Source organism: Chitinivibrio alkaliphilus ACht1 (assembly GCF_000474745.1).
Taxonomy (GTDB): domain Bacteria; phylum Fibrobacterota; class Chitinivibrionia; order Chitinivibrionales; family Chitinivibrionaceae; genus Chitinivibrio; species Chitinivibrio alkaliphilus.
Window position 1 is genome coordinate 69,300 of the sequence record NZ_ASJR01000004.1, and the last position, 25,582, is coordinate 94,881.

At 45.0% G+C, this 25,582-nt stretch carries 21 protein-coding genes; 13 read left to right on the forward strand and 8 right to left on the reverse strand.

What is annotated here, in order from left to right; all coding sequences use genetic code 11:
* Positions 1–56: 56 nt before the first annotated feature.
* Positions 57–320 (reverse strand): flagellar motor switch protein FliN, encoded by a 264-nt coding sequence (gene fliN, locus CALK_RS02845; RefSeq protein ID WP_022636139.1) that lies wholly within the window; start codon positions 318–320, stop codon positions 57–59.
* A 50-nt stretch (positions 321–370) separates the two neighbouring features.
* Positions 371–1,192: a YIP1 family protein gene (locus tag CALK_RS02850; protein WP_022636140.1), complete on the reverse strand. Its 822-nt coding sequence runs from the start codon at positions 1,190–1,192 to the stop codon at positions 371–373.
* 131 nt (positions 1,193–1,323) lie between these two features.
* Here CALK_RS02850 and CALK_RS02855 point away from each other — a divergent pair, with 131 nt between their 5' ends.
* The 13 genes from CALK_RS02855 to CALK_RS02910 are packed head-to-tail and all read left to right on the forward strand — an operon-like array spanning position 1,324 to position 17,327.
* Positions 1,324–3,219, forward strand: a complete 1,896-nt coding sequence (locus CALK_RS02855) for a tetratricopeptide repeat protein (protein WP_022636141.1) — start codon at positions 1,324–1,326, stop codon at positions 3,217–3,219.
* Positions 3,209–3,589, forward strand: a complete 381-nt coding sequence (gene flgN / locus CALK_RS02860) for a flagellar export chaperone FlgN (protein ID WP_022636142.1) — start codon at positions 3,209–3,211, stop codon at positions 3,587–3,589. The genes CALK_RS02855 and flgN overlap by 11 nt, the downstream gene beginning before the upstream one ends.
* Complete coding sequence (locus tag CALK_RS02865) at positions 3,564–4,829, forward strand: two-component system sensor histidine kinase NtrB (RefSeq protein WP_022636143.1); 1,266 nt, start codon at positions 3,564–3,566, stop codon at positions 4,827–4,829. The genes flgN and CALK_RS02865 overlap by 26 nt, the downstream gene beginning before the upstream one ends.
* Positions 4,830–4,831: 2 nt before the next feature.
* The gene (gene priA / locus CALK_RS02870) at positions 4,832–7,006 is read left to right on the forward strand and encodes a replication restart helicase PriA (protein WP_081697963.1); all 2,175 of its coding nucleotides are present in this window, start codon (positions 4,832–4,834) and stop codon (positions 7,004–7,006) included.
* A 7-nt stretch (positions 7,007–7,013) separates the two neighbouring features.
* The gene (locus CALK_RS02875) at positions 7,014–7,982 is read left to right on the forward strand and encodes a lysylphosphatidylglycerol synthase domain-containing protein (protein WP_022636145.1); all 969 of its coding nucleotides are present in this window, start codon (positions 7,014–7,016) and stop codon (positions 7,980–7,982) included.
* 27 nt (positions 7,983–8,009) lie between these two features.
* Positions 8,010–9,995 carry a hypothetical protein gene (locus CALK_RS02880; protein ID WP_022636146.1) on the forward strand — a complete coding sequence of 662 codons (1,986 nt, stop codon included), beginning with the start codon at positions 8,010–8,012 and terminating at the stop codon, positions 9,993–9,995.
* A gap of 33 nt (positions 9,996–10,028) precedes the next feature.
* Entirely contained in the window at positions 10,029–11,402 is a 1,374-nt protein-coding gene (gene asnS / locus CALK_RS02885) for an asparagine--tRNA ligase (protein ID WP_022636147.1), read from the forward strand.
* A 14-nt stretch (positions 11,403–11,416) separates the two neighbouring features.
* A complete protein-coding gene (locus tag CALK_RS12760) occupies positions 11,417–11,563 on the forward strand; it encodes a hypothetical protein (protein WP_022636148.1) in 147 nt (48 codons plus the stop codon).
* Complete coding sequence (locus tag CALK_RS02890) at positions 11,553–11,993, forward strand: hypothetical protein (RefSeq protein WP_022636149.1); 441 nt, start codon at positions 11,553–11,555, stop codon at positions 11,991–11,993. Before CALK_RS12760 ends, CALK_RS02890 begins: the two co-directional genes overlap by 11 nt.
* Positions 11,974–14,358, forward strand: a complete 2,385-nt coding sequence (locus CALK_RS11985) for an FtsK/SpoIIIE family DNA translocase (protein WP_022636150.1) — start codon at positions 11,974–11,976, stop codon at positions 14,356–14,358. The genes CALK_RS02890 and CALK_RS11985 overlap by 20 nt, the downstream gene beginning before the upstream one ends.
* Before the next feature lie 11 nt (positions 14,359–14,369).
* The gene (locus CALK_RS02900) at positions 14,370–15,710 is read left to right on the forward strand and encodes a GH1 family beta-glucosidase (protein WP_022636151.1); all 1,341 of its coding nucleotides are present in this window, start codon (positions 14,370–14,372) and stop codon (positions 15,708–15,710) included.
* Positions 15,711–15,726: 16 nt separating this feature from the next.
* On the forward strand, positions 15,727–16,809 hold the full coding sequence (hisC, locus tag CALK_RS02905) for a histidinol-phosphate transaminase (protein WP_034636537.1): 1,083 nt from the start codon (positions 15,727–15,729) through the stop codon (positions 16,807–16,809).
* The gene (locus CALK_RS02910; protein WP_022636153.1) at positions 16,806–17,327 is read left to right on the forward strand and encodes an adenine phosphoribosyltransferase; all 522 of its coding nucleotides are present in this window, start codon (positions 16,806–16,808) and stop codon (positions 17,325–17,327) included. The genes hisC and CALK_RS02910 overlap by 4 nt, the downstream gene beginning before the upstream one ends.
* Here the strand turns inward: CALK_RS02910 and CALK_RS02915 are convergent.
* The 6 genes from CALK_RS02915 to nifJ form a co-directional block, all read right to left on the reverse strand.
* On the reverse strand, positions 17,299–18,072 hold the full coding sequence (locus tag CALK_RS02915) for an SDR family NAD(P)-dependent oxidoreductase (protein WP_022636154.1): 774 nt from the start codon (positions 18,070–18,072) through the stop codon (positions 17,299–17,301). The genes CALK_RS02910 and CALK_RS02915 overlap by 29 nt on opposite strands.
* Before the next feature lie 13 nt (positions 18,073–18,085).
* Entirely contained in the window at positions 18,086–18,274 is a 189-nt protein-coding gene (locus CALK_RS13175; protein WP_022636155.1) for a hypothetical protein, read from the reverse strand.
* A 132-nt stretch (positions 18,275–18,406) separates the two neighbouring features.
* Positions 18,407–18,970, reverse strand: a complete 564-nt coding sequence (locus CALK_RS13180; RefSeq protein WP_022636157.1) for an SPFH domain-containing protein — start codon at positions 18,968–18,970, stop codon at positions 18,407–18,409.
* The gene (gene ligA / locus CALK_RS02925) at positions 18,967–20,934 is read right to left on the reverse strand and encodes an NAD-dependent DNA ligase LigA (protein ID WP_022636158.1); all 1,968 of its coding nucleotides are present in this window, start codon (positions 20,932–20,934) and stop codon (positions 18,967–18,969) included. Before ligA ends, CALK_RS13180 begins: the two co-directional genes overlap by 4 nt.
* Before the next feature lie 54 nt (positions 20,935–20,988).
* Positions 20,989–21,855: a deoxyribonuclease IV gene (nfo, locus tag CALK_RS02930; protein ID WP_022636159.1), complete on the reverse strand. Its 867-nt coding sequence runs from the start codon at positions 21,853–21,855 to the stop codon at positions 20,989–20,991.
* A gap of 116 nt (positions 21,856–21,971) precedes the next feature.
* Positions 21,972–25,517 (reverse strand): pyruvate:ferredoxin (flavodoxin) oxidoreductase, encoded by a 3,546-nt coding sequence (gene nifJ, locus CALK_RS02935; RefSeq protein ID WP_022636160.1) that lies wholly within the window; start codon positions 25,515–25,517, stop codon positions 21,972–21,974.
* Between the last annotated feature and the right edge of the window lie 65 nt (positions 25,518–25,582).

The following is a 25,582-nucleotide window of genomic DNA, read 5'->3' on the forward strand; positions in this document are numbered from 1 at the left end:
GTAATATATACTATGAAGCGCTTATTTTAAAGATGTGCGTAAATAAATATGGTAGATTAAAGGTGTTGAAACCGCTCTTTTGAGCTATAGAGATTACTGATTCTCACATTTATTTTATCACTATCAACGGTGATCTCGCCTTTTGCAAGAAGCTTGTTATTTACTAGTACGTCAACGCTTTCACCGGAAAGGCGGTTGAGGAGTACAAGCTTCCCCTTTTTCAATTTCAAAAGCTTTCGAACACTCATGCGGGTTTGGCCGAGTTGTACAGAAAGTTTGACTGGTACATCAAGGAGCATATTAATTGAGTTTTCTGACATGACACCTCCTCTCTCTCTTTCGTATCGGTGTATTTATGGAAAATATTTAGTTATGACGTAAATAAAAGAGAAACTATTCCTGAAAATAGGTTCGTACTAATGCTGTTTCCACGAAATAGCGCTGTTTGTACCGTAAAGGAAATGCAGAGAATCAAGGGGATCCCTAAGGGAAGAATCATCCGTCGCACTACGGCTCTAACCGGTTTGTCGAGAAGTATCGATAATCCTTTAAAGTAGTATATAAGAGCCCCCCCTATGGCGATAGGCGGGCCCAAAATCGGTATAAAGGAAACGAGCATGGGCATACTACCATATGCATACACAGCAAAGAAAGCGGAGAAGGACAGTTGTGATTTTGCTGGTTTGAGGAATACAAATGTAATGAGGCTAAGCAGAAACAGAGAGAGAATACTTCCGGCAAGAGTCAAGGGGATGTTGAGTATGTAGAGCCCTGTTTGTATTTCTTCTGGAAAGCTCGAAAGCCCGATACGGTGTTCTATATCATAGGCAGAAACGTGCGGGCTTTGCTGGTGAATACGTTGATGAAATCGTCCTTGGGCAGATTCCGTGAAAAGCGTATTTCCGGAAAGAAGCCATGCATTGGTATGAAAAGTTAGAATAAGAAGAAAGAAAAATAAGGGAGGGGTGATACGTTGTACCGATGAAAGGGGAGAAAAAAAAGAAGAGGGCGTTTTGAGGAGACTCAGTAGTATGGAAAGAAAATCCTGTGAGCGAGAAACCGTTGTAAGACATGATGCAGATGCCTGAGGCTGGGTGGTTGTGTGGCAATGGGTGAGCGTTGTTGCCGTTCCACAGGTAGGACACTGAGAATGCGGTTCAAAAAAAGGGGTGTCGCATTTACAGCATTTCATTGTGATTACTATACCTTTTACTTATTGTATATACTATTTTCTTGTACGCAGGTTTGTGAGTAAAATACTACAATTTCAAAGGCAAATTGCCTTCTTTTCTGCGGAATGGCCATTTTTATGTTGGAGTACCTATGATTGTAAAACTCTTTATGATTCTTCTTTTCGCAGGGCAGATACTCTTTTCCCAAGGGGCTATTAATTATCGCCTCGGTAAGCAATATTACAATTCCGGAGAGTATGATTTGGCCTTGACTGAGCTTCATAGGGTGGTTACAGCATATCCTGATCACTACAACGCACATTTGACTATCGGGGAAATTTATGTTGCAGAAGGGGAGTATGACTTAGCTGAGCAGAGTGTAAAAAAAGCTCTACGACATAATCCGAATTGGTCTACGGCCTATGAGTTACTTGGATCAATTTATGAAGAACAGGGGAGCATTGATCAGGCAATTCAAGCCTATGAAGGTGCCTTGGGAGGTGCCGATTCCCTTCAGAAAGAACAAATAGAAGATGCCATTGATCGTTTATCTGGTCGCCGTACGGTTTCAGAGGGAGAGCTTGAAGAGCCTGCGGAGGATACTGTCGCAGAAAAGCTTCCTCGGTCGGAAGAAATTTCCGTGGATCGTCGTGATATACCAGCTCAAGCACAAGAAAAACTGGAAAAAGCAATCGACCTCTATCGGCGTGGTGTACGTGAGGATAGTCGCAGCGATTTGGAAGAGTCATTACAATATATCCGCCGTGCCATTGCACTACATCCAGGATATCCCGCGGCATATTATTATGGTGGAGTGATTCGTCGTCGCTTTGGTCAAAATGACATGGCACGGGTGAATTTTGAGCGGGCGTTGCAAGATCCTGATATGGGGTATAATGCTCACTTTTATCTTGGCAGAATTCATGGCGATATGGAAAACTACGATACTGCTATTGATCATCTGCAGTCCTATATCTCCCTTACAGACTATGCTCCGGGTATTCGTCAGGCTCGTGCACACATAGAAGAGTATGAAGAAGCTCGGCAGGATCGTTCTCGCCGTGAAGATAAAGAGCGCCAATCGGTGTTTCGTGATCCCCTGGATGATGAGATCCGACGAGTACCACCACAGCGATCTCTCCCACAGTATTTCCTGCGTATTGACAGTCTATTGGCAATGGTTGTTGTGGATACACTTACTGATGAGGGCCAAGCTATGTTACGCGGGTATCGTGCCTATCATGATGATAAGCTTGACACAAGCATAGAAGCATTTTATGAAACCCTTGATGAGCATGCCAGCGGACAAGTTGCAGAATATTCTCTTTTTAATATTGGTATTGGGAGAATGTTGTTGCGTGATTGGGCAGAAGCAGCTCGAGTTTTTCGTGATTATCGAAACCGATTTCCCCAAGGTGAGCTTTTAGAGAAGGCGTCCTTTCTTGAAGCTCTCGCCACATATGAGATGGGCGACTTTGAGCAGAGCAGAACGCTTTTTACAAACCATGTGCGAAGTTTTTCCGAAGGATCCTTTGAAGGGAAATCTCAGGAAAAAATTGGAGATATTTATCGTCGTTTAGACGAGCCTGCAGATGCACGTACGGCCTATAGGAAAGCCGTGCAACATGCAGTGGGAACACACGATACGGTACATGCTCTCTACAAGAAGGGGTATCTACTTGAAACAATGAAAAATTCAGAACAAGCTCGTCATTTCTATGGAAAAGCAATCGCTGCTGCTGATGCTGGAGGTATCTCAGAACGGGTTCCTCACTCTTTATACCGCATGGCTGATCTCTATTACGATGCGGAAAATCTTGAGCAGGCAAAGTTGGCCTACACCCGTGGAGTTCGCGAGTTTCCTGAATATCCCGATACGCCGTGGGGGTATTTTCAACTTGGTAATATTGCCTTAAAACGGCAAGAGTATGAAAAGGCTATTGAGTTGTATGAACGGGTAATGCGTGATTTTCCTGATGACTACTGGTCTGAGCAGGCTGAGTGGAGAAAACGCAATGCCATTTGGGAGTATCAGTATGGGCGATAAGCACATAAATGCATGTGGAGAGCGTTTGTGTACGGTTTTTTCAGAACAGGTTTCCTGTTATGAAGCACTCTTACATATCACGAAAAAACTATCCGGCTCCATTGCTGTATCCAAGGGAGATCTTACTTCTCTTATGTCTGTCATGGAGGAAAAGCAGCAGCTCATGCAGCATCTTGATACGTTAACGTCTGAGAATCAGACTGAAATGACCCTGTGGCAGGCAGAGCGGGAACATGCTTCTGAATCTGTGAGAGAGCAGGTGAATTCCTCCTTGGATAGAGTAACCCAGGCCATAGAACGATTTCTTCAAGCGGAGAAGCAATTACAAAAACAACTGGAGTTTTATGGAACAGCCGGAAAAACAGAATAACTCCACACCCCAGGAAGAACAGTTAAAGGAAATTATCCGTGATTTTGAAAAGCAATCACAGGTATTAACTCAGGCGTATCGTTCCATGGAGGAACAGTTTGCGGCATTAAATCTTGAGCTTGATTCAAAAAATAAAGCCTTAGAGAGTGCTCTTGCAGAAAAAGATGCGACATATACTCTGCTAAATTCCACCTTAGAAACAATGCATAATGGGGTGATTGCCATTGATGTTGATGGAGTGGTAACGGTATTTAATTCAGCTGCAGAGAATATCTTAGGATATGCGCGGGATGAGGTAGTAGGGCAAACTATTACCACGGCGTTTTTGCATCATACCTTCTCAGAAAATTCACTGTGCGACACCTTTGATTCAGGATGTAATCATGAACTCGATGAGAAATTTATCTGGGATAAAGAAGGGCGTCCGGTTCCAGTGAAATTTCAAAGCTCTCTTCTCTATAGTCCCTCAGGGGTTCTTCTTGGTGCTGTGGAGATATTTAGTGATCTTTCCCGGGTAAAGCAACTTGAAGAGGAGAATGCTCAAAACAAAACCCTCGCTGCCTTAGGGGAAATGGCTGCAACCTTGTCCCACGAAGTTAAAAATCCTCTTGGTGCCATGGGCACATGGGCACGTCTTTTGGATAGAAGTATTGCCTCTGAAGATACTAAAAGCCGCACTATTCTTGCTCACATCACCGATGCCTTAACGCGATTAAATAAAATTGTCTCCAGTATGCTCATATTTGGCCGTCAGAGTGAATCAAGCCAATTACAGCGATGCAATTTGAGAGATCTAATGTGTGAACTGGCTGATAGTATGGAGGTTGAAATGGTATTTACCTCCGGGAAAGATATAACCTTTCTCCGTGAGTGGGATACGCGTGATCTTTTTGTTCGTGTTGATCCGGAAAAAATACGCCAGATTGTAATGAATTTAATGATTAATGCTATTCATGCCATAGATGAAAAGGGTACCATTACGTTGAAAATGGAAGGGATTGATAAACGGGGTGATTCCTATGCAAAAATAACCCTTTCGGATACGGGGTGTGGGATCGCCGAGTCCACAAAGGAGCTTTTGTTTCGTCCCTTTCATACTACAAAGGAAAATGGTACGGGCCTTGGTCTTGCTATTGTGCAGAAGTTGGTTGCCTTCCATAAGGGAACAATACAGGTTGATTCAACCCCGGGAGAAGGAACAGCAATGCACCTGTTTCTTCCCGTTGATATCGTACAGTAAGTATGGTTGCAGCAGTGGTGTTTCCCATGTCACTTCATGGGGTTTTTGATTATGCTATTCCTGAAACTATGCGTTCACGGGTTCAGGTTGGAATGCCGGTGCACGTTTCCTTGCAAAATCGTACCCTTTGGGGAATTGTCTTGGAGATTCGCGCTTCTTCTTCTGTATCTCGGCTAAAACCCCTATTACAGCTTGATGAAGAGTCGTGGAATGAGTCTTCCTGTTCGTTGATTACCCTGTATTCCTGGATAAGTACGTATTATCATACCCCTGTGGGAGATGTCTTTAAACCGCTTCTCAAGGGGGGTGTACAATCTGTTGCTCCAAAAACCAGACAGGTCTACTCTCTTTCTTCTTCTCCTCCAGAACAGATGACCCCACGTCAAAAGGAGATGTATGAACGCGTACGAAAGTACAGGGGAACTGTTTCACGGCAGGAGCTTCGAACAATTCATGGTTTGTCTGAATACATGATTCGCAGTTTTATTACAATGGGCGTTCTTCGTGCTCATACAGAACAGGTGTATCGAAATCCTTCTGTAAAAAGCGGGGCATCCTTTGAGCCTGAGGGGGTCCTGTCTACACAGCAGCAGCAAATTTATGAAGGCATTATCTCCGGGGACGGCCGCCCGGCTCTCATTCACGGTGTTACGGGCAGTGGAAAAACCCTTTTGTATCAAGAATTAGCACGATATGTGCTTCAGAAAGGAATGGGCGTACTTATTCTTGTTCCTGAGATCTCCCTGACTCCCCAGACAGTATCTCGTTTTGTGTCTGTTCTGGGAGATACGGTGGCCGTATTTCATAGTCGCATGTCTGCCGGTGAACGTCGTGATAGTATGGACCAGATTTTGCAAAAGAAGAAACGGGTACTTATCGGTGCACGAAGCAGCATTTTAGCTCCTCTTCCTTCTCCCGGCTTAATTATTGTGGATGAAGAACACGATGGGTCGTATAAGCAGGATGCTCCTGCCCCGCGGTATCATGCGCGAGATGTTGCGGTGATGCGCGGGCATCTACAAGGCGCGCAAGTTGTTTTGGGAAGTGCCACACCGTCTATTGAAAGTTATGAAAACGCTCAATCTGGAAAATATTCCTTGTATACCTTGTCTGAACGATTTGGAGAGGCGGCGTTGCCTCAGATTGATGTTGTTGATATGAAACCCCTGATTACCCAGGGTGAAGCAGCCCCTCTTTCTCCGTTGTTGCGTCGTGAAATGGAATACGCCCTGTGGAATAATCGTCAAATAATACTCCTGTTTAATCGCCGTGGTTTTTCCCGTTCTCGTATTTGCAGTTCATGCGGTGAAGTACATATGTGTCCGCATTGTTCGGTGAATATGGTTTATCATCGTAACGGTGATCAGCTTCGGTGCCATCATTGTGGATTCGTAGAAACACCGGAAGGCAATTGCCCCACTTGTGGAGCGCAAGAAATGGTTCTTGCAGGAACGGGAATTCAAAAAGTTGAGGAGTATCTTAGCCAGTATTTTCCTCATGCAAGGGTGTTGCGCATGGATCATGACACAACGCGGAAAAAAGATGGGCATTCTCAGATAATTTATCAATTTGAAAGTCGGAAAGCAGATATTCTTTTGGGTACTCAGATGGTCGCAAAGGGGCTGAATTTTCCCGGGGTATCACTTGTCGGTGTCTTACAGGCTGATACCGCACTTTCTGTTCCTGATTTTAGGGGGTCTGAGCGTCTCTTTCAGCTCCTTATGCAGGTGGCTGGACGCGCTGGGCGTACGGATAATCTGGGAAAGGTTGTACTCCAGACCTTTTCTCCACAGGCCCCGGCTATAACCTATGCGGCGGCTCATGACTATGCAGGCTTTTTCTTTCAGGAACGCGCTGATCGTTCTCATATGAGGTATCCACCATTTTCATATTTAGCTCGACTGCTTTTTGTGTCAAAACAGGAAGATTCTCTCATGACAGTGAGTGAAGCCATGGCACGCATGATACAAAAAGAGGTTTCTCATAAGACTGCCGTTCTTGGTCCTGTTGCGGCAAGTATTGCTCGCATAAAAAAAGAGTTTCGAGCAACAATCCTTTTAAAGAGCAGTGATAGACAAGAGCTGCATCGTGTTCTTACTCGAGTGGAACAGGCACGTGTATCTACGGTAAAAAATGTTCGTATCGCCATTGATGTTGATCCCAATTCCATGGAGTAATTCTACTATGAGGCCCGTAAAGCTATTTTTTCTGCTCTTAAAAATAATTATAACTGTGTTGATCCTTCGTATGGTGCATCGTTCTTTCTTAGGAAATATGCAGGATCTTGTTTCGTTTTTTTCAGGGTTCCCTCTTCCATTTCATCGCTTTTTCTGGCCATTGTTTTTTGCCCTTTGCATGCAACTTCTTTTGGTAGTTCGATGGCGACAAACCTTGGCGCTTTTTGGAATTCATCCTCCTCTCTATGTTGTTATAAAAAGCTACTTTGTTGGAAGTCTCTTTGCATTTCTAACTCCGGGCCGTATTGGTGAAGTGTTTCGTGGTGCAGGGATGAATGAAGGGGGGCGTTTTACTGCGGGAGCAGCGGTTCTGTTTGAGCGTTTTTTTTCTACGGGGGTTGTTTTTCTCATTGCGTTACTTCTGTTTCATGTATATCCTGCTGCAGCAATTGACGTATTAGCTGAGGGGCAAAAACGGGTATTTTCTATATATGCACTTTTTTTACATGTCTTAGGAGGTGTGTTTTTTATTTGTATGGTTCTTACCCCGCTGGTTCTGTTTACGTATATTCGTCGTTTTATGCAGAAGGGTAAACTATTTATTCATATACTTCTTCTCTCCTCTGGTATTCATTTGTTTCTTCTTATGCAGGTGGGCTTTCTTTTTCACGCCCTTGTTCGCACCTCTTTTCGAGAGGGGATGCTTGTGGCGTCTCAAACCTTTGCTGCGATTCATTTTGTCCCTGTGACCGTGGGTAACATGGGGGTACGCGAATATTTTCTGCATCTTTTTGGGCTCTATTTTTCCGAATATGCCGATGTTCATTTTCAACATAACATACTTGCCGTTTCTTTGGTTATCTTGGCGTGTAACCTCATCTTACCAGCCTTGATAGGTCTTTTCCTTTTTATTTTCATAAATTTAATACAAGAAATTAGACAGTTCTTTAATTATATTGTAGGGTGTGACGCATAGGGACGCCGTTTCAGAAATGAGGTTATTATGGAAGATGCTTTTACCAGCAGTGGCGTGGCATTTGCCTTTGGTGTTATCACGGGAGGGTTTATTGCGGTACTCCTCTCCATACTCTTTTTTATTATAGAAAACAGAGTACGATATGGACGGGAGAAGGAAAAGGAGCTTGTTGCTAAGACCGTGTCCGGACTCATGCGTCGTGTAAATCATATTTTTATCAGCTATCGCTTGGGGGATATATCTTTCCGGCAGATGGAGGCAGAAAGCCGTGAGGTGATCTCTCAAATAGACGAGGAAGTTTCGGAAAATTCAGTCTTTTTGAACAATTCCTATGTTTCTATTATTCAACAGTATATCGATGAAAAAAATGAGAGCCTTGTAACAATTAAGGAGAGTTTGTCCGCTTCGTCAACCCAGGCAGCGGCCACAGATTACATACCCGATGGGGCTTCTTTCCAGAATGAATATGCACCTCGCATATCTTCAGCCACAGAGAATACAACTACCCAAGAAGAAGAGGGGAGAGTTTCTTCTACAGATACTCAGGAAAAAGAAGCCCCCTTGGTATCACGCGAGTCTGAGACGATGGAAGCTCCCTCCACGGAGGACAACGCCTTCACAGATCTTACAGAATATATTGCCGGAGATGCTACGGATGAACCTCAGGATACAGAACCGGCTGTTTTTGAAAAAGATGATCGCCGAGATACTGGATTAGAAGAACGGACGGTTACGGAGCAAACATCCGATGCGGCGTCTGGCGATATAGAACCTACTTATGCGGCGTCTGAAGATTTGAATGTCAGTGGTACAGAAGTGCTTAAGGACGATGCACTGTTACATGAACAAGATACTTCTGGTGTACATGGTTCTCATGATGAGGATGAGTCTTTCTCTCTTGGTGATTTTATGGAAGAGAAATCTATGAAGGAGACAGTGGATACTTCTGCCGTAGATGAGATGGACGAGTCTGAATCTGGGGATGGTTCGAAGGAGCTTTCCCTCGATGAAGCTGAATCTACGCCCCGTGATGCTACTGAGGATGCCTCCTTCTCCTTTGCGGGAAAACAAGATTTTACCGTCGAGGAAGAAGACGACTCTCATCCTGAGACTGAAGACGGTGCTTCATTAGGCCAAGAGCAGGAAACACCACACCACGAAAATAACGAGGAAGAGTTTGTTGATCTCCATTCTTCCGATCTTGCAACTTCTGCTGCATCGAAGGAAAATTCCTCTTCGATGGAAGAACAAAATCAGGAGTCAGATGTCTCCTTGGCGATTGACGAAGATGATTTTAGTTTTGCTATTGATAAGGCGTTTAATCTCACCTCGGAGGATGAGGAAGATGCGGTGGAGCAAGAGAACACATCCTTAGATGCAACCATTGAGCTTTCATCGGATACTCTCATGAGCGATGATACCTTGGCAGAGGAATCCCCCTTTGACTTCTCCTTTCATAGTGGGGGTGAAACCGAACAGAGGCAGACCGGAGATGAGGCTCCTACTGATCTTTCTGATCGTTCCCTGGATAGTATTGGCTTGGACGTATCTGAAGATACGGATGAAGCGTTTCCTTCTTTTCAGCATACTGATGAAGGCACATCCTTAGATACAACCATTGAGCTTTCGTCGGATACTCTCATGAACGATGATACCTTGGCTGAGGAGTCACCCTTTGACTTTTCCTTTCGCAGTGGAAGTGAACCTGAAAAGACTCAAGCTGATGATGAGTCTTCTCCTATTCCCGCGGAAAGTCCCCTTAATAGCATGGGTTTTGATTTTTCTGAAGATACAGAGGATGATTTCTCTTCCTTAGAAAGTCCCTTGGAGCGTACGCAGGAATTTAATCTTAATGACACAAGTGTACCCCTAGATCAGATAGATGTGGAAGCAACGCAGGAGTTTAACCTCAACGACCTCATGTCTCAAGCAGAAGAGAGTAATGACTTGGATGATCAAGATATGGTGAGTGGGGACGATGTGGCGAATAAACTGGATGATCTATTTAAATAAAAGTGCAGGTGATACGTGGGGGAGAAGATAGGCGTGAGTAGACGTCAAGATATTTGCGAGGTGAAAGCTCTTGAAAATCTACCCTGTAATGTGTCTGTTGCGGGATGGGTTCGCACGGTGCGCCGGGGCAAGAATATCCTTTTTATAGAGATAAATGATGGTTCCTGTCTGGAAAATCTTCAGGTTGTGTGTGATCATCGGGTGAATTCTTTTTCGGAAATAGCAACGGTAAAAACAGGGGCATCGCTCAGTGTTTCGGGGAAATTGGTTATGTCGCCTGCATCGGGACAACGGGTTGAGTTGCAGGGGCAGATTGTACATATCTATGGCAGAGCCGATGCCACGTTTCCCTTGCAGAAAAAGGGGCACTCCATGGCATTTCTTCGAACCATGCCACATTTGCGTCCACGTACAAATACCTTTTCCGCGCTTACCCGGGTTCGTTCCGCCTTGAGTCAGGCCGTGCATCGTTTCTTTGATCAGCGCCGTTTTGTGTATCTGCATACTCCTATCATTACAGCCAATGATTGTGAAGGTGCAGGAGAGCTTTTTCAGGTAACCACACGAAAAGAAACTGAGGTAGCAGAGAGTCCTGACTCGTATGAACAGGACTTCTTTGGAAAAAAGACTTTTCTAACCGTGAGCGGTCAGCTTGAGGGTGAAGCTTATGCCACGGCCGTAGGAAAAATTTACACCTTTGGGCCAACATTTCGTGCAGAGAATTCCCATACCTCGCATCATTTGGCAGAGTTTTGGATGATAGAGCCTGAAGCGTCTTTTTATGAGTTGGGTGACGTGATGAACTTGGCGGAAGACTTTTTGCGTTTTCTCTGTGGAGAACTTCTTTCGGTTTGTGCGGAGGACCTTTCTTTTTTTGATTCACGTATCTGTCCCGGAGTGCGAGAACGTCTTGAAAAAATACAGGAAACCCTCATTTGTCGCGTGTCATATACAGAGGCTGTCGCATCTATTCAAGAGGCTGATACAACCTTCGAAACAGCTTTGTCCTGGGGCATGGATCTCCAAAAAGAACATGAGCGGTATTTAACGGAAGTACTCTACGGCGCTCCTGTGATTGTGTATGATTATCCCCGTGAATTAAAACCGTTCTACATGAAAGTTAATGATGATACAAAAACCGTAGCAGCCATGGATCTTTTGGTTCCTCACGTGGGTGAATTAATTGGTGGGGCTGAGCGGGAGTCTCGCCTCGAGGTGCTTGTCGAACAGATGGCTCGTTGTAAGATTGATCCCAAGGCCTATGATTGGTATCTTGATTTGCGACGATATGGTTCTGTTCCCCACGGCGGTTTTGGTGTTGGTTTTGACCGACTCGTACAGTTTGTAACCGGTATGAAGAATATTCGTGATGTTATACCCTTTCCCCGATCAGCGGGATCTATTTAAGAAAAGAGGTTCCTATGAAGTATGTTGTTCTCCTCTGTATGTTTGCCCTATTTGTTTCCTGTTCCTCTGGATCTCTTCTTTCTCCCGGAACCGGAGACGACTCAACTGTTTCCGATGAGTGGGTTCCCGAACGGTGGGATGATGAGGATAATGACGAATAAAGACACGGCAGACTATTTTCTGTATCGTATTCTTGATGCCAATATGAATCGTCTTCGTGAAGGAATACGTGTGGTGGAAGAGTATTTTCGTTTTTTTTGTGAGGCTCCCAAGGAGACGCATCTTCTCAAAAACCATCGGCATATGCTGCAGGAGTTAGAAGAGGTTATTGGTGTCAATAATTTGCTAAACGCACGAGACGTTGCACGAGATATCCTTCGTGATGGTGCAACGGGAACAGAGCTTTCCCGAAGCTCTGTAGAACGGGTCTTCACCGCAAATATTCGTCGTGCCGAGGAGTCGGCTCGTGTAATAGAGGAGTATTGCAAGGTTCTTTCTTTGGAAGAGGCTGTGGTGATGGCAAAGAAAATTCGTTTTGATTTGTATGATTTAGAAGCAACTGTGGGGCTGAGTGGTTCGAAAAAAGACTAAGGCAACGGTGAAGAAAGAGTCAGCTCCACGAGAGCAACGTGTTCGTATCCAAATATGGGGGTTGGTGTATCTGTCTGTAGCCATTCTTACTTTTGTGGCCCTTTTTTCCCACTATTATTCCCTTGACTCTGGTGTTATGGACAATGTACTTGGGCCGTATATTGGCACGTACCTCTCGCTTGGTTTAGGAGCTCTCTTTGCGCCGTTTCCCGCTGTATTTGTTCCCGTTGCTATTGGGGTAGTGGGGTGGAATATGCTATTTCAAAAACCCATACCGGTTCGGTATGTCTTTTTGACAACCCTTTTTATTCTGTTGCTTTCCACAATTGCGTTTATTCCACGAATGCCTGCCATGGTGGGGGATGAGGTGTATCAGCTTGGAGGGGAAAATCTCATGGGGTATTTTATCACCCGGGTTACCCTTCTGCCTCTTTTTGGAGATAAAATATTTGGTGCGTATTTTATTGTGTTTCTCCTGCTTATTATTACTATTATGAGTTTCTTTCAACTTGATATTGTGCTTTTTATGCGACGTATATACGGGTGGGTAAGATCCCGTCTTGCTGTGCAAAAAAAGAAGGGGGCGAAGAATAGGCCACGGGATTTTATAAGAAATATTATATCCCGTATTCGTTCTCTTCTGCGTCCAAAAAAAACTGTCACGCGTCATGATACACAGGAAGCTATAGACATAGTACAATTTGAGCCGCCCCATGAAAATGAAACAAGAACAGACGCACCCGCCACGGCACCTTCGGAAGATCTCATTGTCTCCCCTGAAAAGGATGAACAGAATCATGCCGGAAATGTTCCGGGATCTCATTCTGATGGTACTCCTCAAGAAGAATATGAACCTTCTCAAGCAGAGCAGTTCACAACCAGCTCGCGAGAACATGCGCAGTATGTAATTCCTTCTGGTACAGTAATCCCCAATCCACCACGAAAAGACAACTCCATTGATCGTATTGCCTTGGAAGAAAAGGGACGTGTTCTGATACAAACGCTCGAAGAGTTTAATGTAAAGGGGTGTACCATTGCTTCTATTCGCCCCGGTCCGGTAGTAAGTCGGTTTGAAATAAATCCGGCCCATGGTGTGCCGATTCGAAAAATATTGAAATTGCAGGATGATCTTGCTTTAAAGGTTGGGGGGCGTTCTATTCGTATCCAAGCGCCAATCCCTGGAAAATCCCTTGTGGGCATAGAGATTCCCAATGATACACGGGAAATTGTCTATTTTAAAGAGATTTTAGACTCCCGAGATTTTAAAAATTCCTCTGCAGCGCTTCCTGTCATTATTGGGAAATCTATCTCCGGGCAACCCTTAATTGAAGATATTTCGAAAATGCCTCATCTTCTGATTGCAGGACAAACGGGAGCGGGGAAGTCTGTCGGTATTAATTCTTTTATTGCCTCTCTTCTTCTCAGCAGAACCCCTGATGAGTTACGACTGATACTCATTGATCCGAAAAAGGTGGAAATGGCCTGTTATGAAGGTATCCCTCACCTCATGTCTCCTGTTGTTACGGAGCCCGAAAAAGCAGTTGCTGCTCTTCAGTGGGGAGTTCGTGAAATGGAGTCTCGGTACAAGCTTCTTTCGCGGGTTGGCTCCAAAAATATAACCTCCTTTAACCAGAAATTTGACAGCGGACGTCTCTCCTCTTATGTTGAGCGGGGGGTGATTGAAGCAGAGGATGCAGAGAAGCTTCCCTATATTGTAATTATTGTTGATGAGTTAGCTGATCTGATGATGACGGCATCCAAGGATGTGGAGAAGTTGGTACAGCGTATTGCGCAGCTTGCCCGGGCTGTGGGAATTCATCTCATCGTTGCTACCCAGCGTCCATCCGTAGATATTATTACCGGGCCAATTAAGGCAAATTTAACCTCCCGTATCTCCTTTCGAACCATTCAGTCACAGGATTCGCGAACGATTCTCGGGTCGGTTGGTGCAGAAAAACTGCTGGGTATGGGAGATATGCTCTATTTAAAAAATGGAGCGCCAGCTATAGAACGGTATCATGGTGCTTTTATTTCGGAAGAGGATGTGGAAAATCTGGTGGCAGAAATTGCTGCGCAAGGTATTCAACCAGGCACTGTTGAATTTGATGAAGAGGAAGATACTGCTGCAACGGGAATTGTCGATAATGCTGATGACCTCTTTGAAGATGCGGCCCGTTTAGTGGTTTCCAATGGTTTGGGTTCAACATCAATGATACAACGGCGTTTGGAGGTTGGCTATGCCCGGGCTGGGCGTATTATGGATCAGCTTGAAAAAGCGGGTATTGTGGGCAAACCTAAGGGTAGTAAACCACGTGAACTGCTTGTAACAGATATGGAAGTACTTGATGAAATGTTCAATGCATAAGGAGAGAGGCCATGAGTTTTCCTGATTCTTTTCTCTGGGGGGCATCCACTGCGGCGTATCAAATTGAGGGTGCTGCTGCAACAGATGGTCGAGGTGCCTCTGTGTGGGATGCTTTTTGCCGAAAACCCGGAGCGGTGGTTGGAGGAGAAACGGGAGATGTGGCCTGTGATCATTACAATCGATATGCTGATGATATTGCCCTCTGGGCGTCTTTAGGGCTACAATCATATCGCTTCTCCCTTTCGTGGTCACGCCTTTTTCCTCACGGCCGGGGACGGGTAAATTCCAAGGGGGTCGATTTCTATAATCGCGTAATTGACACGTTGCTGTTCCACAATATTACTCCGGTCATAACGCTCTTTCATTGGGACTTTCCCCTTGACTTATTTTATCAAGGGGGATGGCTTCATCGTGATAGTGCCTATTGGTTTGCCGACTACGCAGCCTTCGCAGCTCAAACCTTTGGCGATCGGGTTACATGGTGGATTACTCAGAATGAACCTCAGTGCTTTATTGAACTTGGGCATAAGACTGGCTATCATGCACCGGGGCTTTCTCTACCGCAACGTGAGGTTTTATGGGCTGCTCATAATTCCCTTCGGGCCCATGGCTGTGCCTACGGACAAATGAAAGAGGTGCGGAATTCTCTCATGGTTGGGTATGGTCCCGTTGGCGTAACGTCTATCCCACAGGAGGAGACTTCAAAAAATATCATGCAGGCACGCCACCACATGTTTTCACATACAGATGAGTCTCTTTTTACCAATACATGGTTTATGGACCCTGTTTTTAAGGGGGAATACCCTGAAGATGGGTGTCATTTCTATGGTACAGATATGATTGAGTTTCACAGCAGTGATATGGAGGAAATTCATCAAGGTGCAGACTTCCTCGGTACAAACATCTATCACGGTACCTATATTAATGATACAGGGGGTGAAGTAGCACCACCGCAAGGACATTCCACCACAGCCATGGGGTGGCCCATAACTCCCCGTGCGCTCTATTGGGGGCCTCGCTTCCTCTCTGAGCAGTATGGAGTACCCCTCGTCGTCACCGAAAATGGTATGGCCGGCACAGATTACGCAATGCCAGATGATACCATTATCGAAGACCCGTATCGAGTAGCCTATTTACGGCAGTATCTTCAAGAGCTTCGTCGGGCGTGCCGTGAAGGTGTTGACGTCCGTGGATACTTTGTGTGGTCAGCCCTTGATAATTTTGAGTGGGCAGAAGGATACGGAAAGCGCTTTGGTATTGTCTATGTCGATTATGAGACCCAAGAGCGTTTCTGCAAAAGGTCAGCCTTATGGTATAAAGAGGTTATAGAGAGCAATGGAAGAAATCTTTAGGAAGGAAGATCGGTATATGAAAAATATGTTCTGGAGTGATACGATTCAAGGATTGGAGCCGTATCAAGCAGGTGAACAGCCACAGGATAAGGCATATGTAAAACTGAACACTAATGAGAATCCCTATGGGCCTTCTCCGCGTGCTCAAGAGGTATTACGCCAGATTCCCTTTTCTGATTTACGTTTGTATCCTGATCCTGAATCTTTGAAATTACGACAAAGTATTGCCACCTATTATGGGCGTTCTGTAGAAGAGGTTTTTGTTGGTAATGGTTCCGATGAAATCCTCGCGTTTGTATATATGGCTTTTTTTCAAGGAAAGCGGCCAATCCGTATTCCCAGTATCACCTATAGCTTCTACCCTGTGTATTGTAATATGTTTAATGTAGATGCTGTTCTTGAGCCCTTAGAGGATGATTTTACCCTGAATCTTGATTCGTACAGTACGGACAACGGCGGTATTATTTTTCCTAATCCCAATGCCCCCACGGGCCGAGCAGTTCCCTTGGAAGAGATACGCCAGCTTCTCCAAAGAAACACCGATTCTGTTGTGGTGGTGGATGAAGCATATGCCGATTTTGGTGCTGAGTCGGCGGTAGATCTTGTAGAGGAATTTCCGAATCTCTTGGTTGTGCAAACCTTTTCTAAATCCCGTTCTTTGGCGGGGCTTCGTGTTGGCTTTGCCATAGGAAATGCGGATCTTATTGCAGGGCTTTCAACAGTAAAAGATTCCTTTAATTCTTATCCTGTCGATCGGATTTCTCTGGAGGTGTGTGCCGCAGCCATGGATGATCATGACTACTTTGTTGAGTGTTGTGAAAAGATCAAGGCAACACGAGAGCGGGTGTCACAGCAACTTAGTTCCTGGGGTTTTTCCGTACTTCCTTCACAGGCCAATTTTATTTTTGTAAAACCTCCCGCCCCTATAACGGCAGAAAAAATGTACCTTCAGTTAAAAGAAAAAGGGGTGTTGGTTCGATATTTTCATAATAAACCGGGAATAAAGGAATTTTGCCGGATTAGTATAGGATCTGATGCAGAGATGGATATCTTTATGGAGAAGATGTCTTCCATTCTTTCTTCGGTGGGGGTCGTATGAATCTTGATACAGTTATTGCTAAAATTCCTGATTTTCCCAAACCGGGAATTCTCTTTTATGATATTACGACCGTGTTTAAAACCCCGGCGGCACTTCGCTTTTGTCTTGAGCAAATCTGTTCACACTTCCCAGCAGAAGAAATTGACGGGGTCGTGGGAGTTGAAAGCCGTGGGTTTATCATGAGTTCCCTCTACGCTCATGAGACTCAGACCCCGCTTCTTCTTGCTCGTAAGGCGGGAAAATTACCTGGGAAGACAGTGTCGAAGAAGTATGCCCTGGAATACGGTACGGCAACCATGGAAATGCATGTGGAAGATATTGTTGCGGGAAAAAGATACCTCATTGTGGATGATTTAATTGCCACAGGCGGAACTCTTGCCGCCGTGGCACATATGATAGAACAACAGGGGGGAGAAGTGGCAGGGATTTTTTCTATTATCGGCTTGCCCTTTCTTCAATATGAGGAGAAAATAGGTCAGTATCGAATCATTACCTTGCAGGACTATCACGGTGAGTAGTCGTTCCTTGTGCTCCCATGAGTTTGGCATACTCATGGGGCGCATCAAGGCTTCTAATATCCACAAATTCTCCCCGAGGACACTCTCGCAGGGCTGTGAGTTGGGTTAATATGCGCTCAGCAGCCTTCCGTGGAGAGAGCATTACTCCTGTGGCGTGTGCTTCTGCTATGCGTTCTACGGCATGATATTTGTTTCGATCCACATCCGTACGCAGATAATGCGTCATCTGTGTGTCTATCAAGCCGGGGGCGAGGGCGGTGAGTCCTGTTTCCTGTGGAAACTCATGGGCGTATAACTTTATAAGCATATTACCTGCTGCTTTTGAAAGTGCATATCCTCCCCAGCCTCTATTTCCCACCACAGCGGCTCCGGAAGAGATCAGTATGATGTGTCCCACGGAGTGTATATGGTGGAGAAACCAATCGAGAATACTTTTCTGAGCCCATACATTCACATTGAAGATGTCTTGGAGTTCTGAAACCGCTGTTTCAGAAAGATCTGCAATTCTTCCCAATACCCCCGCATTGAGAATGACAAGATCCACATGCTTCAAATCTTTCATCAGAGTGGTGAGGGTTGGGTGAATCGTTTCTCTTTTACGAATGTCACAAGTCGCATGTGTAATATCTGCGCGGGGGCAGTTCCGTCTGCTTATTCCATACACATCCCAGCCGGCATCTGTTAAGGTTTCGCCGAGCCCAAGGCCGAGACCACTGCTTATTCCACTAATAAATGCCTTTTTCATTGTTCCTCCTGTGTTATTGTCCCATATTCATGAGAGGAAGGGGAGATGGACTCTCACCGTTCATAAAATAAATCTTAGATCCTTCATCCTGTGATATCTCTTTCAGTGCTTCCATGGCCTGTAGTTGAATATAGGCAGGATTGTCTTGCATGGCTTCATTGATACGAGCTATTTCAAGAGCGCGTGCTTCTGAAAGTATCATGATTTTCTCTGCTTCTTTTTCTGCGGCTTCACGTTCTGCCTCAGCTTGAGCAACTTTCTGTTTTTGTTCTGTACGAAATCTTTGGAGCTCTGCCTGTTGTTGAAGGGCTCGTTGTTCATGCTCTTTCTTCAGTTAAATGGCTTTAACAATAAATTCTGGTAGATTGATGTCCCGAATAAGAACGTCAGTCACAATAATACCGCGATGGGTAAGGTAGGTTTGAAGATCGCGAAGAATTCCGGTTTTTAATTGTTTCTGTGTTTCCGCGGTGAAAAAGTGTTCAGCACGTTCAATATCTTTTCCCTGTTCACGAACGATTGAACGGATTGCTGGGTTGATATGGATACGAATAAGATCATCAATGGTTCCAATATTACGGAGAATAGCCCCAGCTTTCTCTGTGTTAATACGATATTGTACACTCACATCGATAACTGTTTGGAGTTGATCTTGCGTTGGAACCTGTATCGTTTCTTTTATGGTTTTTTCTCTTCCATCGTAGTGCACCCATGAGAGAAGGGGGTTTACGGGAAAGTGAAGCCCCTCAGAATATGTTCGTTCAAGGACTTTCCCAAAAAGAACTGGTACTCCAACGTGCCCCGGTGAAACAACAACAAAGGTTTTGTTTCCAAGAACAAGTAAGAAAAGAATACATAGTACTGAAAGGGTGAAAAGAACTTTCTGTGGTGTTTTCAATGTGGGGTCTTCTTGGTAAGATTCTCTAAAAAAGTTTCAGTATAAATGGGTATCCCGAGGGACTCCGCTTTTGTATATTTTGATCCACTATTTTCACCCGCAATAAGTGCAGTGGTGGAGCGGCTCACAGAAGAGGTAACTCGTGCCCCCTTTGATTCAAGAAGCTTTTTTGCTTCAGCCCGAGTGAATTCCGAGAGGGTTCCGGTTATGACATAGGTTGAGCCTTCAAGAGAGGTGTCACTGTTTTTTCCTGATGTTTCTTCCGTACGGAGGCCCAGATTTTTCAGTTCTGATATAAGGGATTTATTTTCCGGGGTGGAAAAATATGAGAAGAGTGACGCTGCTATTTCTGGTCCAACCGTATGAATTTTCTCCAGCTCCTCACAGCTCATATTCATAAGTTTTTCAAGGGAGCCTGTTTCTGCAGCAAGCACCCGTGCTGTTTCACTTCCAACAAGGGGAATACCCAAGGCATGCACGAGAGAGGCGAGACCTGCATTTTTGCTTTTCTCGAGAGATTTGAGTAGCTTTGATGCTGATCGTTCACCCATACGGGGAAGGGGGACGAGCTCTTCTTTAGTGAGTTTAAAGAGATCTGCCGGGGTTTCTATCATTTTTCTTTGCAGAAGCTCTTCGAGAATGGCTGGCCCAAGACCGTCAATATTCATGGCAGCTCGTGAAACAAAATGTTTGAGAAAAGAGAACCGTTGTGCCGGGCAGGCTGTATTAACGCAGCGAAGTGCTACTGTATGCGGCTCTTTAACAAGAGGTGAGTGACATGATGGACAATGAAAGGGGAGTTCGAAGGGAGTGGTGGTACGTTTTTCTGCAACGGAGATAACCTTAGGAATAATTTCCCCACTCTTTTCCACGGTTACCATATCTCCCACATTCACAGAAAGCCGATATATTTCGTCATAATTATGGAGTGTGGCATTTTGAACGGTCGTGCCCGACAAGGATATTGGCCTTAGGCGAGCAACGGGGGTGATTACTCCCGTTCTTCCCACCTGTGCATCAATGGCGGTAATTTCCGTAATACCGCGATCCGGGGCAAATTTATAGGCTCGTACCCATCGGGGAGATTTTGCCGTAAGACCGATTTCATCATAGCGATTTATTTCATCAACCTTAATAACCATTCCATCTATGGGGTAGGGGTGATTTTCTTTTTTGCGCTCCCATTCTGAACAGAATGACAGTAAGGGGGCTGGTTTTGCAAATGGTTCAGAATGAATGACCGTATGAAATCCCAGGTGCTTCAGTTTTTCAAGATTCTTGCTATGCGAGAGCTCGCTTCCTTCTGCCAAGAGTGCATAGGCATGGAAATCAAGTCCACGTCGTGCAACCTTCTGCGGAGAAAGCAGTTTTATTGTTCCTGCGGCTGTATTACGTGGGTTCTGCATGGGAGGCTGCCCGTTTTCTTTCAGTTCCTTATTGAGGTGATGAAAACGTGGATAGCTCATAAGAATTTCCCCGCGCACCTCCAGAAAACCGGGGGCGTCAATTTGTAGGGGGATTGTGCGTATGGTACGAACATTCTCTGTGATACAATCCCCCCGGGTACCGTCGCCACGGGTCACAGCACGAATGAATCGTCCGTCTTGGTAGTGAAGGGCACAGGCGACACCGTCCATTTTTAATTCTGCAATACAACTTAGAGCACCGTATTTTTGTATATCATGAATCCATTTTTCCAACTCTTCTTTTGAGTAGGTATTGGTGATACTCAACATAGGGGTGGCATGGGTGTATTTGAGAAAACCCTCTGTGAGGTCACTTCCTATGCGCTGAGTGGGAGAGTTTGGCGATACAAGATGGGGGTACTGCTGTTCTAACTCCACCAGCTCTCTATACAGAAGGTCATAGTGATAGTCAGAGATCTCCGATCTCCCAGTGCCGTAATAGGTTGCATCATAGTATGCAATTTTTCGATACAGCTCATTCATACGTGTTTGGCTCATGACAGACCCTTTCTGCGTCACTGCATATGGAAGAATTAAATCGGTGAAACACGATTATGGTTGCGGCGGTAGACAGAGTCCGCCGGCTAGCTCCTGAAGGTGGGATATCTCCTGTTTCCAGAGTTCTGGGCGAGGAGTTTCCAAAACAAGGGGGATTTTCGTAAAGGTATCGTTTTGGGCGATATATTCAAACACAGCCATGCCGAGCTCCCCTGCTCCCAAAATTTCATGCCGATCTTTTCGTGATCCAAAGGGGGTTTTGGAATCATTCAGATGAAGTCCACGAAGGTATGAGAGGCCGATGCGAGCGTCGAGCTCTTCAAAAAATTGTGCAGCACCCTCTTTGGTAGAGAGGTCATATCCAGCCGAAAAGGCGTGGCATGTGTCGATGCACACACCCATGCGATTTTTTTTATTCACTTGGGAGATAATCTCGGCTAGATGCTCAAGGCGATATCCGAGGTTGGTACCCTGGCCGGAGGTGTTTTCCAGGACAAGGGTGACATCTTCTGTTTCTGCTAAGGCACTGTTTATAGATTCAGCAATAAGGGCTAAGGCTTGCGACTCACTATTTTTGTTGAGATGACTTCCGGGATGAATATTTAAGGTTGCAAGAGAGAGGAGGGAGCATCGTTGTAATTCATCAATACAGCAGCTCAATGACTTTATACGCTTTTCCCGTTCTGGATTACATAAATTTACCAAGTATGTTCCATGAGGGAGAACCATGTCAGACGTATACTCTGCTGCATGCATATTTTCCCAGAAGGATGAAATTGTATCAGGGGTAAGGGGCTTTGCATGCCATTGACGCTGGTTCTTAGTAAACATTCCAAAGCCAGTCGCGCCAAGTTCACTGGCACGTTCAGGAGCATTTTGAACTCCTCCGGTAATTGACACATGCGGGCCAATGTATTTCATGATGTATCCTTTTTCTTGAAAATACATTGTGATGAAGGTCGGTACAATCATTAATTCATAGAAAAAGGGAGTATCCCGAAGGATACTCCCCTGTATTCGACAAGCTCAGAATGCAGTTACTGAGAATCTTTCTCAGCAAGCTTTTCTAGAAGCTTGTACCGATTTGCCACTTCAACAGCAGAACTCTCAAGAAGGGAGTCAGAAAGATCTTTCTGGCTTTGCGCAAGAGTTCTAAACCGGTTTTCACTTAAGGCAAACTCCTTATAATCCATGGTAGGAGCCTTGCTATCGATGGAAAGAGGATTCTTTCCTTCTTGAGCAAGTTCAGGGTTGTACCGGTAGAGTTGCCAGTGTCCTGATTTAACTGCCGCGTCTTGGTGTTTCACACCGTCCTTGAGGTTAAACCCATGGGCAATACAGTGTGAGTAGGCAAGTACAAGAGATGGGCCGTCGTAGGCTTCAGCCTCACGCATGGCCTTAACCACTTGGTTTGGATTGGAAAGAGACACCTTGGCAACATAGATATTACCATAGCTCATGGCAATCATACCAAGATCTTTCTTTTCCGCTGGTTTACCGCTGGCAGCAAATTTTGCTACGGCTCCCTTAGGAGTAGCCTTCGATGACTGACCGCCCGTATTTGAGTACACTTCCGTATCCATGACAAGAACATTTACATTCTTACCGGATGCAAGGACGTGATCCAAACCGCCATAGCCAATATCGTAAGCCCAGCCATCACCACCAAATGCCCATACAGACTTATCTACAATATAGTCTGCAAGGGTTTGAAAGTCTTTCTTGAGGCTCGTGTCATTGCCAATCATCTCTTTCAAGTCTTCAATATCTTTGCGAAGAGATGCACGCTCCTCATTTGTCGCCTGTGGCGCTTCAAGTACAGCGGCTATCTTTTCAGATATTTCAGGAGAACTGCTTTCTTCTTGAAGTTTACGGGAAACTTCAAAGGCTCGCTCTCGAAATTTATCAACGGTCATGCGCATACCAAAGGCAAGTTCGGCATTGTCCTCAAAGAGAGAGTTGTTCCATGTAGGCCCGCGACCATCTTTGGTTGTGGTGTAGGGAGTTGTGGGAAGGTTTCCACCATAGATTGAAGAACATCCCGTGGCATTGGCAATAATTGCACGGTCGCCAAAAAGCTGTGATATGAGTTTCACATACTGAGTTTCACCACAGCCGGCACAAGCACCGGAAAACTCAAAAAGAGGTGTGACAAACTGCGTGCCTTTAAAGTTGCTCATGTCTTTATCATCAACCACCACATCGGGAAGTTTGTTGATAAAGAAATCCCAGTTTTCAGACTCTTTAGCGCGCATCTCATCAGTTAAAGGAGTCATTTTAATGGCTTCCTTTGCCTTCATGGGACATGATTCAACACAGAGTCCACATCCAGTACAGTCAAGAGCTGATACTTGCAGGGTATACTTCATATCCTTATATTTTGCTTTACCGTCACACGATTTAAATGTGCTTGGTGCATCTGAAAGCTCTTTTGCATCGTACACCTTGGGACGAATAACCGCATGGGGACACATAAAGGAACAACGATTACACTGAATACAGGTTTCGCAGTTCCAAACGGGGATATGAACAGCAACATTTCGTTTTTCGAACTTTGTTGTTCCCGTCATCCACTTCCCGTCAGCGGGCATTTCCGATACTTTTACCGTTTCACCTTCTTGACGGATAAGTTTAGCCGTAACGTTTTTCACAAACTCAGGAGCCTCACCGGGCACTGTATCCAGATCCTCTGCCTGCTTTGTTATTTCCGCATAGTTTACTTCTTCAATACGGGAGAGTGCTGCGTCAACTGCTTGGTAGTTCATGTTGACAATTTCATCACCCTTCTTGCCGTAGGTCTTTTTAATTGCGTCTTTAATGGCTTTTACCGCATCAGCTTCATCCATAATACCAGATATTTTAAAGAAGGCTGTTTGCATTACCATGTTGATACGAGATCCTAAGCCAATTTCTTCAGCAATGGTGACTGCATCTATTACATAGAATTTTAATTTCTTTGCAACAATCTCTTCCTGTACTTTTCCGGGAAGCTTATCCCATACTTCATCTTTTCCATAGGGAGAAGTAAGAAGAAAGGTTCCACCCTCTTCAAGGTTTTTCAGCATGGCATACTTTTCAAGAAACGAAAAGTTATGACAGGCGAGAAAATTTGCTTTTGAAATAAGGTATGGAGCACGGATCTTCTTGGGACCAAAGCGGAGGTGTGAGGTCGTGAGGGAGCCAGATTTTTTTGAGTCATACACAAAGTACCCCTGAGTGTAGTTCTCTGTCTCCTTAGCAATAATTTTAATTGAATTTTTATTTGCCCCAACTGTACCATCAGAACCGAGGCCGTAAAAGAGCCCACGAAATACATCATCGCCTTCGATATTGAAGTTTGGATCGAAAGGAAGAGAGGTATTCATAACATCATCATTGATACCGATGGTAAAATGATTTTTAGGTGCATCTGCAGAAAGGTTGTCAAAGACAGCCTTTACCATGGCAGGTGTGAATTCAGCAGAACCAAGACCATAGCGACCACCAACCACACGTGGCCAATGGGTAAAATGCGCTTGCTGTTGTTCTTGCATTTCTCCAATTGCAGTGCGAACATCTTCATAGAGAGGTTCTCCTAAAGAGCCAGGTTCTTTGGTGCGGTCAAGAACTGCAATTTTTTGCACCGTGGCGGGGATCTCCTTAACAAAGAGTTCAGCACTAAAAGGACGATACATTCGTACTTTCAAAACCCCTACTTTTTCACCAGTATTGTTCAAGTATTCCACAGTCTCATGAATTGTTTCGTTACCGGCACCCATGGCAACAATAACTTTTTCGGCGTCTTCTGCACCAAAATATTCATACAAACGATAGTTTCGGCCGGTTAGCTTTCCAAATTTGTCCATCTGATTTTGAAGGATTCCGGGAAGTTTCTCGTAATACGCATTTACGGTTTCACGGCCGGTAAAGTATACATCAGGGTTTTGTGAAGTACCCATTATTTGGGGATGATCGGGAGAGAGGCCACGCTGGCGATGTGCGCGAACCAAGTCATCATCAATCATTTCTTTCATATCATCGTAGGTAAGCTCTTCAATCTTCTGGATTTCATGGGAAACACGGAATCCTTCAAAAAAGTGAAGAAAGGGGATGCGTGATTCCAAGGTCGCTGCTTGAGAGATAAGGGCAAAATCCTGCGCTTCTTGAACCGACGCGGAGGAGAGCATGGCAAAACCCGTTTGGCGGCATGCCATAACATCGGAGTGATCTCCAAAGATGGAGAGCGCTTGGCATGCAAGAGATCGTGCACTTACATGAAATACCGTTGGCGTGAGCTCACCGGCAATCTTGTACATGTTTGGAATCATCAGGAGTAGTCCCTGAGAAGCCGTGAAGGTTGTTGTCAAAGCACCCGTTGAAAGTGCTCCATGAACCGCACCAGCGGCTCCGCCTTCAGATTGTAGTTCTGAAACATGTGGAACTGAATCCCAAATGTTTTTCTCATGCATTGCCGATTTGGCATCGGATATCTCCCCCATGGGAGAGGAAGGAGTAATCGGGTAAATTGCAATGACTTCGTTAGTGGCATGAGCCACGTGAGCCGTTGCGGAGTTACCGTCATGGGGCACCATATTCCTTGCCATATAATTCTCCTGTTTTAGTAGTAGTAAAACTTAGTATACCTCGACCCTTAAGATATATTTTTATT